We start from the raw sequence: 14,477 nt of genomic DNA on the forward strand, positions 1-14,477 counted from the left end.
TAGCCAGCTCACCTGATTTACAAAACTCCGCTAAAAAGCGTATTAAAATTTGCACAGTCAAGCAACGCAGCATTAAGTTTGTGTAGTTTTAATTACCAAATGAAAATTGTCCCCTTTTTATTAGCCTTAGTACTTAGTGTCCTTTCCTTTTTAGGAAATTTCACAAATACTGTCGTGGTCTCCGGGGACTACGGTCTGCACCACGTGCACACCGATGAGAGCAATGCTGCCTCTACTGCGCATCACCTTTCCTTTTCTGCCATCGAAAGCCATGACGGCCTTCATCTTTTCGCCGAGATTGACTTCGAAGAAGAACTGGAAGTTGGCGACCCCGGCACTGACTTTACCCGTCAGGCAAAACATTCTCTACCGGCCATTTCGCACCGGTCTTTCCGGCCCCTGCCTACTGTATTTCAGCACTGGAGCCGTTGCATCAGGTCTGTTCCTAAGACTGTGCAGCACCAGGTTTTCCGTATTTAAGCTGGTACTCCCCCCATTTTAGTTGAAGGATTTTGGTCTGTATTCCACAGTACTGCCCTCCCGTCTGTAACGACGATATTGAGCAGCATTCAAATCGACTTCATCTCCAACCATTATTGAGCCTTCTTATCGCTGATAATGAAGGTGTCTGAAACTGCTCAGACTTCGGTCTGACAGCAGGTTCCGTGCGTCCGTTTCCGGGCTAAACGGGCCGCTCTACCTATTGGATTCGCCTTTCATTAACCAGACCAGACAACATGGTCGTGGAAGGCTACTTCTGTACTTGTTTCTCAAAAAATAATTATGAATAAATTACTAATCGCCCTGAGCGTCATGACCTTCCTGTTTCTGTTTGGCTGCGAAAGCGAGCACCACACCGAATCGCACCACAACGCCACGCCCACGCTGGCCGTTACGACTCCTCTGATCAGGGACACGACCGTACTCAAGGAGTACGTTGCCCAAATCCACGCCAGCCGGCACATCGAGTTGCGGGCCCTGGAAAGAGGCTACCTGCAACATATTTACGTAGACGAAGGGGAAACCGTCCGGCGGGGTCAGGTGATGTTCGGCATTCTGCCCAACATCTACGAAGCCGAGTTACAGCTCTCCGAAGCGGAAGCAGACATTGTAAGTATCGAGCTCAAAAACACCCGGATGCTGGCCGAGAAGAACGTGGTATCCCCCAACGAACTGGCCCTCGCCGAAGCAAAACTGGCTAAAGCAAAAGCCGAAGTCTCGCTGGCCCAAACCCACCTCGACTTCACCAAAATATCGGCGCCTTATACCGGTATTATCGATCATCTCCACGTAAGGGAGGGAAGCCTCGTTGAAGAAGGAGAACTACTGACAACGCTGTCTGACAACAGCAAAATGTGGGTTTACTTCAACGTTCCCGAAGCGGAGTACCTCGACTACGCCGCGAATAAATCTTCCCGCCAGACCGACGTTGAGCTCAAACTCGCCAACGGCCGCATATTCGACCATCACGGCATCGTCTCCACCATTGAGGGGGAATTCGACCACCAAACGGGTAACATCGAGTTCCGGGCAACTTTCCCTAACCCCGACCGCCTGCTCCGGCACGGCGAAACGGGCAACATCGAAATGGCCCTGCCCTTCAAAGACGCCATGCTTATTCCACAAAAAGCTACGTTCGAGATTCTCGATAAAAAGTACGTCTACGTGGTCAACGACAAAAACGAACTTGAACAACGTAAAATCGGAATCGCCGGCGAACTACCCCACCTCTACATCATCAACGAAGGACTCGCGCCGGAAGACAACATCCTGATTGAAGGACTCCGCCGGGTAAAAAACGGACAGCAAATCAAGGTCAGGAGAGAAGCCCCGAAGGCCGTTCTGGCCCAACTCGATCTCCACGCCGAGTAGGCAGCAGTACGCCTTCTACCTACCGTGAGGTTCGGGCGGAAACTCGTTGACCATCATTCACTCTGATGCCTTGAAGGTCAACGGCTCTCAGCAGCACTGCTGCGTGGACCTCACGCTACCTAAACAACTACACTACCGGACAATTTTGACTGTCTGCCCTACCCTGCGCCCGCTGCGGCTCGGAGGAGAAGAAATCAGAATCTCTGGTCGTGTGCTAAATAACAATAAGCATGTTTGCTACATTCATAAAGAGACCGGTCCTGGCGATCGTGATCTCTCTGGTGATCGTCTTCGTCGGCGTACTGTCCATCAAGACCATCTCCATTTCTCAATTTCCTGAAATTGCTCCTCCACGGGTGCTCATCACCGTAGCCTATCCTGGTTCGAGCGCAGATGTTCTCGTGAAATCCACCCTCATCCCGCTCGAGAAATCCATCAACGGAGTCCAGGGAATGAAGTACATCGTTTCTGACGCCACGAGTGCGGGGGAAGCTACAATTCAGGTCATTTTCGAACTGGGCACCGACCCCAACCAGGCCGTCGTCAACGTCAAAAACAGGGTCGATCAGGTTATCAACCGGTTGCCGCAGCTGGTCCAGTTGGAGGGCGTCGTCGTCTCCAGGGTCCAGCCGAGTATGCTGATGTATGTCAACGTTTTCAGTAAAGACAAGGACGCCGACGAGAAATTCCTCTACAACTACTCCAACATCAACATCATACCGGAAATCCAGCGGATCAACGGCATTGCCAGCGCTAAGATTCTTGGCAGCCGGCAATACGCAATGCGTATTTGGCTCAAGCCCGACCGTATGCGGGCCTACAACGTATCCTCCGAAGAGATAATGGAGGCCATCGACGAGCAGAGCATCATCGGCCGGCCCGGCCGGCTGGGTCGCAGCTCCGGGATCGAGGCCCAAAGCCTGGAATATGTACTGACCTACAAAGGGCGCTACAACGAACCCGACCAGTACAAGGACATCATCATCCGGGCCGGCGAAGACGGCCAGCAGCTGAAACTGGGAGAAGTCGCCGACGTAGAACTGGGCAGTGAGTTCTTCGACATTTACTCCAATAAAGACGGGTACCCTTCGGCAGCAATCGTCCTCAAGCAAAACTACGGAAGCAATGCTTCCGACGTGATTGAACAGGTGAAAGAAAAACTGGCCGAACTGGAACCGTCCTTCCCGCCCGGGATGGAGTTTGAAGTCAACTACGACGTTTCTAAATTTCTCGACGCTTCGATCGAAAAGGTCACCCATACTCTGGGCGAAGCATTCTTTCTGGTGGCGCTCGTCGTTTTCCTGTTTTTGGGAGACTGGCGCTCCACCCTCATCCCTATTCTGGCGGTTCCCATCTCTTTGGTGGGCACCTTCTTCGTGATGCAGGTATTCGGACTCAGCATCAACCTGATCACCCTCTTCGCACTCGTACTTGCCATCGGGATTGTGGTGGACGACGCTATCGTTGTCGTCGAAGCCGTCCACGTGAAAATGGAAGAGAAGCACCTGCGGCCCTTCCCGGCAGTGAAGGAAGTGCTGGGCGAGATCAGCGGAGCGATCATTGCCATCACCCTTATGATGACCTCGGTATTCATCCCCGTTGCCTTCATGAGTGGTCCGGTTGGCGTTTTCTACCGCCAGTTCTCCATCACCATGGCAGCTGCGATTATCCTCTCGGGCATCGTGGCGCTTACGCTTACCCCCGTGCTCTGCGCTATGATCCTCAAACCGCACAGCGAAAAGAAGCAACGCAAGAATCCCATCACCTGGTTCATCGACACCTTCAACCGGGGCTTCGAGAAACTGACCGGCGGCTACGAGCGGGTACTTAACGTCGTGGTAACCCGACGCATCCTGACCGTCTTGCTTCTTGGTGCCTTCTGTGCAGCAACGTTCTTTACCAGCAAATCACTACCCGCCGGTTTCATCCCCGGCGAAGACCAGGGCATGCTCTACGCCATCATCCAGACGCCGCCGGGAACCACCCTGGAAGCCACCAATAAAGTGGCCCAGCGACTTCAGGCCGTCGCTGAAGAAATCGACGGCGTTGCCTCTGTTTCCTCTCTGGCGGGCTACGAAATCCTGACCGAAGGCCGGGGTTCCAACGCCGGAACCTGTATGATCAACCTCAAGGACTTCGAAGAGCGCGACCAATCCATTCACGACATCATCGAAGCACTCGAAGAAGAAACGAAAGATTTCGGTGCTGTAATCGAGTACTTCGAGCCACCCGCTGTTCCCGGCTACGGCTCGGCCGACGGTCTCGCCCTGCGCCTGCTCGACAAAACCAACGGTACGGATTACCACGAATTCGACCTCATCAATCAGGACTTCATGGAAGCTCTGGCGGACCGACCGGAGCTGGACGGCCTGTTCACTTTCTACGCCGCCAACTACCCTCAGTACGAACTGGAGATCGACAACAGCCTGGCTATGCAGAAAGGTGTATCCATCGGCGACGCGATGGAGAACCTCAACATCATGATCGGAAGTACCTACGAGCAGGGCTTCGTTCGCTTCAATTCCTTCTTCAAAGTATACACCCAGGCCGGGCCGGAATACCGCCGGTACCCCAGCGATATTCTCGACTATTACGTGAAAAACGAAGAGGGCGAGCAGGTCCCGTATTCCGCATTCATGAAACTTGTCAAAAAACAGGGCCCGAACGAAATCACCCGCTACAACCTCTACAATTCTGCTACTATCCGGGGAGTTCCGGCCAAGGGATTCACCACCGATGACGCCATCAAAGCGGTGGAAGAGGTCGCCCAAACTACCCTGCCCCAAGGCTACGATGTGGCCTGGGAGGGCCTTTCGTTCGACGAAGCCCGCCGCGGCAACGAAGCGGTGGTCATTTTTGCGATCGTCCTGATCTTCGTGTATTTCGTGCTCTCTGCCCAGTACGAGAGTTTCATCCTCCCCTTCATCGTCATCCTGTCGTTGCCCGCCGGGGTATTCGGTTCTCTTCTGCTTCTGAAAGTACTCGGCCTGTCCAACGATATCTACGCCCAGGTGGGCCTCGTGATGCTGGTTGGCCTCTTGAGTAAAAATGCGGTGCTCATTGTAGAATACGCGGTCCAGTGCCAGCAAAAGGGCGCTTCCGTTCGCGAGGCAGCCATCGAGGGTGCCGTGGCGCGTTTCCGCCCCATCCTGATGACCTCCTTCGCCTTCATCGCGGGCCTGATCCCTCTGGCCATCGCCACGGGTGCCGGCGCAATTGGCAACCGGACAATCGGAACATCCGCGCTGGGAGGAATGCTCGTGGGCACCCTGGCGGGCGTCATCCTAATCCCTATGCTCTACTACTTCTTCGCCAAGATAGGGGAAGGACGCACGCTGATTCAAGACGAAGACTTTAATCCTCTAACCGAAAACGACTACAATAATGACCTTGTATAATAAAGCACTGTTCTTCCTCACGATCAGCCTTACCATCGCGGGACTGACTTCCTGTTCAATCCCCAAAGTAACTGCCAGGCAAGCCGATGTTTCGCTGCCCGCTTCCTTTCATTCAGCAAACGATTCCTCGTCGGTTACAACCGATGTTCAGTCCCTCGACTGGAAAGCATTCTTCGATGACCCACTCCTCGCGGGACTCATCGATTCAGCTCTGGTCAATAACCAGGAAGTCAATATCCTGCTCCAGAAACTCAGTCGCTCGCGCAACGAAGTAAGTACCCGCAAGGGCGAGTACCTTCCTTCCGTTGGGGTCGGTTTTGGCGCCGAGATCGAAAAGATCGGCCGCTACACCCGCAACGGGGCCGTAGAAGAAAGCCTGGATATAGATGAAGGCAAACACATTCCTGAATTCCTCGGAAACCTCCAGCCCGAACTCTTCGCCTCCTGGGAAATAGACATCTGGAAGAAACTCCACAACGCCGAAAAAGTGGCGGCTATGGAATACCTGGCCGGACTGGAAGGCAAAAACTTCCTGATCAGTAATCTCGTAGCCGAAATCGCCGGCAACTACTACGAGCTGGTTTCGCTCGACAACCAACTTCTCAACCTCCGCCAAAACCTCGAACTGCAGCAAAATGCCTTCGAAACGGTTAAACTTCTTCAACAGGCCGGACGGTCGAACGCACTGGCTGTCAAGCGTTTTGAGGCAGAGATCGAAAAAAACCGGGGAGAGGTATTTACACTCGCACAGAAGATCGTTGAAGTGGAGAACGAAATCAACTTTCTGGCGGGCCGAATGCCTCAGGCCGTAGCCCGCAACTCAGAAGGTTTTGTTGAGCGGGAGCCCCCGGTGATTGGCTATGGCCTCCCCTCGGACCTCCTGCGCAACCGTCCCGACATCCGCCGGGCCGAACTGGAAATGCAGGCGAGTGCCCTCGATGTGAAGGTTGCCCGGGCCAACTTTCTGCCTTCCTTCGGCATCCGTGCCGGGCTTGGCTTTCAGGCTTTCAACCTGAAGTATCTGGTGCGGGCGCCCGAATCGGCCCTCCTGTCATTAGCCGGCGACATCACCGCGCCGCTCATCAACCGCCGTGCCATCACGGCAGAATACCAAAACGCAAACGCCCGGCAGATCGAAGCCGCTTACGAATACGAACGGACCATCCTGCAGGGCTATCTCGAAGTTGTCACCCAGCTCTCTGCCGTTGACAACCTCGCCAGCGAGTTTCAACAGCGGGAAAGACAGGTAGCAGCAATGGATGAGTCGATCGAAATAGCCAACCTGCTTTTCCAGTCGGCACACGCCGATTATCTGGAGGTTTTACTTACCCAGCGCGAAGCGCTGGAGTCCCGCCAGGAACTTATCGAAACCCGCAAGGAGCAAATGAACGTGATGGTTACCCTCTACCGCGCCCTGGGTGGCGGATGGAGCTAAAGGGAAAGCGCTGCGGCTCCGCTGAGTGAAGCCCAATGACCAGGCTTTTTTCAATTGAGATGCTGTGTATAGAACGAGTACTTCGTTCCATGCACAGCATCTTTGCTTCTCCACGGAAACATGCTGAAGCACAGGTGCTTTACGGCGGGGACGCAGGTGCAGTGAATGGTTGAACGAACTGGGGTTTCCTCCCCATAACCTGCTGTTCAACCGAGTGACAACCTCCTTTCAGCCTTATTTAGTCTTTTTACAAACAACACTAAATCAGCACCTTAAGCCAACAAAACGCCTTCTTCATCTCTTTTATAAGCGCACGATGATTTTATCGTAGAAATAAAAAACAATCCATTATGGAAGCCACCTGCAAATCTTGTAACCACTGGGAGAACGAAGCTCCTGCTGTAGAAAACAAAACCAACTTCGGAGAGTGCGAAGTACTTACCGACAGCAGTATGAAGTACGTACTCCCAGTCAACCAGGATGCATCTGCCAGTTCAGGCATCATCACCAGCGCCGATTTCGGCTGCAACCAGTTCGAGGCGTAAGCTTAAGCTTCAAATCAACTTAAACGGCCATCCCTGAATCAGGGGTGGCCGTTTTTTGTTTATACCCGTTCGTTTTTTAAGGTTCCGGTCACGCGTGCAAGTACCTGACAATGGTCCGCTACGATTTCAGATAACTCTTGCCCCGTACAATTTTGGCTCCTTGATCACTACTGCGTTTTAGGCGCGTGTGGGATCATTCAGCACCTGCGCTTTAGTGCTCTTTCGTCTGGCGGAGAATGGAATGACCGTTTAAAGTCGGTTTCACACCAAAGGGACCAGAAGCAACAGCCCGTCTTACATGCCTGCCGGGGGCTTACTTTGGAATCATCCAAAGGTGCTATGTCAAGCTCAGATTTTCGGGTTAGCTGCGGAGTCTTTTGGCGGCTGGCTTCGTTACTCAAATCTTCACTTAGCTACGGCTAAGCTACGGTTGGAGCGCCTTGACAGGCTCCAACCCAAAATTGAACATTGACAGAGCACTAAACGGGATATATGACGAGGTATGATGTTCTTCCGCCCCTGCAATGACTGGCAGCACGGAAGTAAAGTCATCTCATTAGCTACAAACTGTAGCGGACCATTCTCTGACGTACAGACCAGAATCAACCGCTGCGTCAAATTTCGAAAAACATCAATTAATTCCTGCTCACCGGTGAAGGATTTGCCTCAATTTGAAGTCTAAAGGAAAATCATCAACCTAATATTATAGTGCAAAAATTTCTACCCCTTCTCCTTACCGCCTTTGTTTCAGCCTCAGCGGGGGCTCAGGGTCTTTACGACCTTTCGACCATTCAGACCATAGAAATCACCTTCGCTGAGAGCAATTGGGATCAATTGCTCGACCAGGCTTATGCCACCACCGAGGATTACATCCTCGCCCAGAGTGTAACCGTGAACGGCGTCACGATGGACAGTGTCGGGGTGAAATACAAGGGCAACAGTACCTACCAGGCCAACCAGACCAAGAACCCTTTCCATATCGAGCTGGACACCTACAAAGATCACATTTACGATGGCTACACTGACATTAAACTGAGCAATGTTGCCAAGGACCCGTCTTTCGTCCGGGAAGTCCTTTCCTACCAGATTGCGCGCCAGTATATGGATGCTCCCCTCTCAAATTACGCAAACGTTTACGTGAACGGTGAGCTCATCGGCCTTTACAGCAACTCTGAATCCATCAGCAGAAAGTTCGTCGACAAGTACTACGGCTCGAAGGACAATACCCGCGTAAAGTGCAACCCTCCTGCCGGTGCCGGGCAGGGGACCACCCTCGTTCCTGATCTGCAGTATCGGGGAGAAGACAGCTCGGCTTACTACGCCGCCTACGAGCTGAAATCCGACAATGGCTGGTCTGAACTGATCGACCTCTGCGACACCCTTGCAAACCACATAGACGCTATCGACCAGATTCTCGATGTAGACCGCGCGCTGTGGATGCTCGCTTTCGATAACGTTCTCGTTAATCTCGACAGCTACATCGGTAGTTTCGCGCAGAACTATTACCTCTACCGCGACGATTACGGGCGTTTCCTGCCAACCGTCTGGGACCTCAACGAATCGTTCGGTGTATTCAGCGATTCCGGCACCATCCGTTACAACAGTACCAACCAAAAGGCACAAATGAGCCACCTGCTACACGAAAACGATGCAGCATGGCCCCTTATGAGTCAGTTGATGTCTGTTCCTCAGTACAAACGCAAGTACCTCGCCCACGTAAAAACGATGCTACAGGAAAACTTCTCCAACGGCACCTACGAACAGACGGCAATCGAATTCCAGTCTACTATCGACGAAGCGGTGCAGGCCGACGACAATAAATTTTTCACCTACGCCAACTTCACCAGCAACCTGAACAGCGACATTGGTGGTGGCCCCGGCGGTGGCGGCCCCGGTGCGGCACAGACTCCCGGCATCACCTCGCTGATGGACGCCCGCGCCAGTTACCTCCTCGGCCTGAGTGATTTTACCCAAACTGAGCCCGTAATCGATGCCGCTGCGTTATCCAACCCAACTCCTGACCTGGGGGAAACAGTAACCGTAACCGCTAACGTCACCGATGCCCTGCGCGTTTACCTCAATCACCGCAGCGTGAACGGTGCTCCCTTCGAGCAGATTGAGATGTATGACGACGGAACGCACAACGACGAAGCAGCCGGCGACGGCATCTACGCTACTCAACTTCTCGTCTCTTCTCCGCTTACCGAATACTACTTCTACGCCGAAAACGACGACATCGGGAAATTCGCGCCGCAACGCGCCGAGCATGAATTTTACGAAATCAGCATAGAAACAACAAGTTCCCTCGCCGGAGACCTCGTCATCAACGAGTTCATGGCCTCTAACGACACCACCCAGGCGGATCAGGACGGTGACTTCGACGATTGGATCGAGCTGTACAACAACACTTCCGAAAGCATCTCCCTCGACGGATTCTACCTCTCCGACGATGCGGGCAACCTGACCAAATGGGCATTCCCCGCAGGAACCACCATCGAAGGCAACGGATACCTTATCGTCTGGGCCGACGAAGACCTCGACCAGGACGGGCTTCACGCCGATTTTAAACTATCGGCCGGAGGAGAAACCGTGCTCCTCATGGACGCAAACCAAGCCATCGTAGACAGCATCTCCTACGTAGACCAGGAGACCGACATTTCTCACGGTCGCTTCCCCAACGGAACCGGTGATTTTCAGGACATGAGCCCCACCTTCAGCGCCGAAAACACGGACCAGCTCCCCGGTGGAACCGACCCCGGATTCACCACCAGCCCGCTGGCCGGCGACCTTGTCGTCAATGAATTCATGGCCTCCAACGACACCACGATGTCTGACCAGGACGGTGACTTCGACGACTGGATCGAGCTGTACAACAACACCTCCGAAAGTATCTCGCTCGACGGATTCTACCTCTCCGATGACCTCGGCGAATTGACCAAGTGGACCTTCCCCGCCGGAACCACCATCGCAGGCAACGGATACCTCATCATCTGGGCCGACGAAGACCTCGACCAGGACGGTCTCCACGCCGACTTCAAACTGTCCGCAGGAGGTGAAACCGTAGTACTGTCCGACGCCAACGAAGCACTAATCGACACCATCACTTACGCAGATCAGGAAACTGACATTTCCCACGGCCGTTACCCCAACGGTACGGGTGATTTTATGGACATGACCCCGACTTTCAATGCCGAGAACAGCAACGGAATCGTTGGCACGCGGTACACCCCTCTGGTGGGTGCTGACCTGACCCTGTACCCTAACCCAACGGCGGGCATGCTCAATGTCCGGTTGGAAGAGGCATACACCAACGATCTCCAGTTCCGCCTCTTCGCGACCGACGGCCGCCTGCTGCGCGAAAGCGTTCTTAACCGGGGAGGTATCACCCTGGAGATCGACGCAACCAACCTGCCCGACGGTTTCTACCTGCTGTCCCTTGCCGACGGCCAGGCGGTAGAGACGCATAAAGTGGTTGTCCGCCGGTAAACGCCACAAACATTCTGCTAACCATTTCATTGCACCTGCGTCAGCGCCGTAAAATTTCTCAAGGGAAATCATAGGCGCGGACGCAGGTGCAAATATTTGTCGGTCCCAACGGGCAAGGGCCCTATACGCCCGACTCCGGTTTTCCCGGTGGAGATGAGTACATAACGCACGACCGTTTCCCGGTCAGCGAAGAACCGCCGCATTTGCAGCGGGGCACTATCGGCTGACGCCAGGTCCCAGCTGATTTTTTCCCGGCGGGGCTTACCGTCGCGCTGGTATAACAGGTGAACTTCCAGCAGATCGGCTCCTGCGGCCCGGTAGGCAGAAGTGTCGGCTTCCACTTCCATACTGTGCTCGGTGTAGGGAAGTTCATCCGGAGCGGTAGTCAGGTCCAGCAGGCTGGCCCAGTCAGGGGCTGTTTGCCAGTCTCCCGCCTTATCGGTCCCTTCCAGATTATACTCCACCACCCGGTAGCGGAATGGATGGGTAAGATCGATGGCGTAAGGGAACCTCACCTGGCGGGTATGCTCTTCGGGGCGTGCGGTCATGAAACGGATCGGCTTCAGGCGGATGTTTGCTCCGGTGATTCCGGTGGCTTCTATCTCGATGCTTTTCATCGCCAGGTCGGGCCGTAATTCATTGGCAAAATCGTAGCACCGGACCTCCAAAAAAGCCCATGCCGGCGGGGCTCCGTCGTTGAGGTCTATTTTTCGGCTCATATCCGGCCATTTATTCACATCGAGGTCCAGCGGAATGGTTCCCGTACGGACCACCCGGGGGGCACTGGTTGAATCCAGCAAAGTGAGTTCCCGGAGCAAATCATCCATTACTGCGACCGAGGCCGAATCACCTTCAAGGTCGTACCCCCCTGCCCTGTCGTCGACGGCATCGGCATAGAAGGCATAACCGATACTGAAGGTAAGGTTGCCGTCTTCTACTTCATCCCACAGCAATTCTGCCTCGTGCGGGCCCAGACGAACGGTGAAATACTTTTCGGTCCAGACATTGCCCGTTGCGTTATCGCCGTTTTCCAGCCCTGCGGGCTGGCCGATGCGTTGGTAATGACCATCGTTGTCGGCCAGGGGCATTACCAAATGGGCTTCCAGGTTGGCGATTGGCAGCGGAGACAGCGTAGTTCCCCGCCCCAGCTGTTTCCGGATCTCCTGCAACTCCTGACTGCTCACGGGTTTACGCTCTACGCCAATCTGCACAAGATTGACGAAGCCCCGGTCGCCCTGGTTACCAATAAGTGCGGTACCGGTGTACCGCATTTGCAGCAATTGAAATTGGGGGCGCCCGTTCTCTTCGCGCGCCAACTTGAGTTCTCCCGGCAGGTAGTAATGGTGGCGTGGCTTTTCGAGGTCCTCGTAGACCTCAACCCCGCCAATTGTTTTTACCGACGAAAGCAAGGGTTGCGCCCACCCCAACCCGGGCAGAGCGGCAAGCGCAATGAGCGTCAGCCACCCGGCCAGGAAGCCAGGGCTCCTGCTTCGCAGCTTCAAAACGCAAGGTTGCGGCAATGATAGTATTTTCAAAATCTGGTAGTTTTACTTGAGGTTTTATCAGGCTACAGACGAAACGGCATCACTCATTGAACTCAGCGATATTATCCCTGATTTGCCGCGATCCGATCACGACCTCTTTGCTGTTGCTGGGGATCCATTCCGATTCATAAGTCGTTCCGTCTTCGAGGTAAACGACCATTTTGTATTCGAAATCGACTTTCCCGTCGCGGACATACAGGGTTCCGCCGTCGAGTACCGTTCCGTCTTCATTTATAGTGACTGATTCCATTTCCGACTTTTCGTCTCCGGCAGCAGTAGCCTGGAAAGAGCGGAGTTTTATCCGGATGAGGCTTGCTTCGGTGAAGGCCATCGGGGTAAGAATGGTAAATTCGAGCTGTTCGGGTTTAGCCACTTCGTGCTGATCGATGCTGCCCAATATTTTTTTCTTGACTACTTTATTGCAGTCATCGCAATCGCTGATGGTGTAATCCATCCAAACGCGCTTCACGCGGCGGTCCGTGTCGACCCAGGTGGGAATGGTAGTTGCGCCGAAGTTGACGTTAGCGCCCGGCGGTATTTCTATTTCATCAGCCTTCCAGGAGTAGACGCGGTAGGTTCCGTTCCGCTCCTGCCGGAGGATGTGCAGGTGCCCCAGGTGGATCGGATAATCCGTTGGATTACGCCAGTTAGTGCGCCAGTCGCTGCCCTCTATTTCGAGATGACCGAAGGTTTCCGGCGCGTCGATTTTAAGGTTGAAGGGAATACTGATACTCGCGTCGGAGCCTTCGGGGAAGACGATGACGTTGCCGAACAGGCCGATGTTGTTGAAAAACATCGCCATCAGGGCGTCGATCTGATCGGTAGTGAACGAAAGAAGGATGGGCTCGCCGAGGTTGGATGGTGCCCGCAGGGAAATGTCTTCGGCGGCAACTCCGAACTGGGTCAGGTTGGTGAATTCAATTGCAGGCGGCTGGGCCATGGGGATGGCCATTAGTTCCTTCACCCCAAACTGAGCTTCGGGCTTCCCGCGCAGGTCGGCAGTCAGTAGCTGCCGGGCAATGTCCACATCCTGATCACGGAGTTTGGGGCGCAGGACAGCGGTGACCGTGGTCCGTCCAGGTCCATTTCCTGTGGCTGCACCGTAGGTAACGTTAAACTCATAGTTGCCGTTGCTGGCCGACCAGCCGAGATTGTATTCTTTCGGGATATAGTAGTAATAACCCGACTTGATGTTGCCATCGCGCAGTACTGTTCCGTACAGGCTGAGCACCTCGTCTTTTACCCGGCTTACGTCGGTCTGGAAGTTGTTTTCCAGATCGAAGGGAATGTTCTGTGGTCCTTCGCGTTCCAGTTCCAGGTAGGCGTCGGGATCTTCTTCCGGGGAGGCGGGGGTTGCCTCCGCGGGCTCCTCCGGTTTGGTACCGGGAGGAGCCGTGGTGATGGTGCCGGGCTTGAAAACTATACTCGGCTTGAACACCGCGGTACGCTTGATGTCGGTGATTCTCGTTCCGGTAGTGGTCCCAGGTTTTTTGGCATTGATGATGACCCGTCGGTTGTTCTTGAGCTCCGCCGGTTTGGTGGTTTGTCCGGAGGCTCCTGCGGGGTACAGCGACAGCAAGGCTGCGGCTATTGTTATCAGGTATTTCATGGTGCTATTGTTTGATGGAGGAAGCGCTCCCCACGGGTGAAAAACTTACGGAAACGGTTACGTCAGAGGAGGAGGAGGCGCTGTTGCTGGTTCCGTCACGGAACCGGTGGTCGACGCGAAACTCGGCCGACTTACCCGTGAGGGTAAGGCCAGCCATGTCCAACTCCGACAGCGGGTCATCGCTGGCGACGATGGTGACCTTGAGGTAGCGAACAGCGATGTAGTCTTCCTCGGAGTTGTTTGCTCCGGCATCGAAGCGCAAGCGGATATCTGCGGAGGAGGGTTTCCCGCTGAGCGAAACAGCTACAGGCGCGCAGCCTTCCACCGTACGGCGGTTGGCATCGAGCAAGCGACCGATGAGTTTGTACTCCTTGTCGTCGTAGCCCGTGTATTCCAGGCGGGCGGTGTAGTAATCGTGGCCGGTGGCGAGTTCGCACGCACCTTCGATGCTCTGGGAATCATCCCCCAGTATTCCGGATAAGATGCCAGACCCGGAGTTGGATGGGCTGAGCGGGGAACAATCCTGGGCACCTGCGTTCAGCGCCCAGAAAAGCAGTAAGACAATCGTCAATGTCAGGTATTTCATAA

At 54.3% G+C, this 14,477-nt stretch carries 9 protein-coding genes; 5 read left to right on the forward strand and 4 right to left on the reverse strand.

The window, feature by feature from the left end:
* Nucleotides 1-150: 150 nt before the first annotated feature.
* On the reverse strand, nucleotides 151-363 hold the full coding sequence (locus FUA23_RS07025) for a hypothetical protein (protein WP_147930021.1): 213 nt from the start codon (nucleotides 361-363) through the stop codon (nucleotides 151-153).
* 417 nt (nucleotides 364-780) lie between these two features.
* Between FUA23_RS07025 and FUA23_RS07030 the strand changes: the two genes are divergently transcribed.
* The 5 genes from FUA23_RS07030 (at nucleotide 781) to FUA23_RS07050 (ending at nucleotide 10,736) form a co-directional block, all read left to right on the forward strand.
* On the forward strand, nucleotides 781-1,872 hold the full coding sequence (locus tag FUA23_RS07030) for an efflux RND transporter periplasmic adaptor subunit (RefSeq protein ID WP_147930022.1): 1,092 nt from the start codon (nucleotides 781-783) through the stop codon (nucleotides 1,870-1,872).
* 230 nt (nucleotides 1,873-2,102) lie between these two features.
* Nucleotides 2,103-5,270: an efflux RND transporter permease subunit gene (locus tag FUA23_RS07035; protein WP_147930023.1), complete on the forward strand. Its 3,168-nt coding sequence runs from the start codon at nucleotides 2,103-2,105 to the stop codon at nucleotides 5,268-5,270.
* Complete coding sequence (locus FUA23_RS07040) at nucleotides 5,257-6,705, forward strand: TolC family protein (RefSeq protein WP_147930024.1); 1,449 nt, start codon at nucleotides 5,257-5,259, stop codon at nucleotides 6,703-6,705. Before FUA23_RS07035 ends, FUA23_RS07040 begins: the two co-directional genes overlap by 14 nt.
* Nucleotides 6,706-7,055: 350 nt before the next feature.
* The gene (locus FUA23_RS07045) at nucleotides 7,056-7,250 is read left to right on the forward strand and encodes a hypothetical protein (protein ID WP_147930025.1); all 195 of its coding nucleotides are present in this window, start codon (nucleotides 7,056-7,058) and stop codon (nucleotides 7,248-7,250) included.
* A gap of 708 nt (nucleotides 7,251-7,958) precedes the next feature.
* Entirely contained in the window at nucleotides 7,959-10,736 is a 2,778-nt protein-coding gene (locus tag FUA23_RS07050) for a CotH kinase family protein (RefSeq protein WP_147930026.1), read from the forward strand.
* A 68-nt stretch (nucleotides 10,737-10,804) separates the two neighbouring features.
* Here the strand turns inward: FUA23_RS07050 and FUA23_RS07055 are convergent, their stop codons facing one another.
* From FUA23_RS07055 to FUA23_RS07065, 3 genes are all read right to left on the reverse strand, one after another.
* On the reverse strand, nucleotides 10,805-12,238 hold the full coding sequence (locus tag FUA23_RS07055; RefSeq protein ID WP_147930027.1) for a hypothetical protein: 1,434 nt from the start codon (nucleotides 12,236-12,238) through the stop codon (nucleotides 10,805-10,807).
* An 82-nt stretch (nucleotides 12,239-12,320) separates the two neighbouring features.
* Complete coding sequence (locus FUA23_RS07060) at nucleotides 12,321-13,889, reverse strand: hypothetical protein (protein ID WP_147930028.1); 1,569 nt, start codon at nucleotides 13,887-13,889, stop codon at nucleotides 12,321-12,323.
* 4 nt (nucleotides 13,890-13,893) lie between these two features.
* Nucleotides 13,894-14,475, reverse strand: a complete 582-nt coding sequence (locus tag FUA23_RS07065) for a hypothetical protein (protein WP_147930029.1) — start codon at nucleotides 14,473-14,475, stop codon at nucleotides 13,894-13,896.
* Nucleotides 14,476-14,477: the final 2 nt, after the last annotated feature.

Origin of the sequence: Neolewinella aurantiaca (assembly GCF_008014675.1) — a bacterium.
GTDB lineage: Bacteria > Bacteroidota > Bacteroidia > Chitinophagales > Saprospiraceae > Neolewinella > Neolewinella aurantiaca.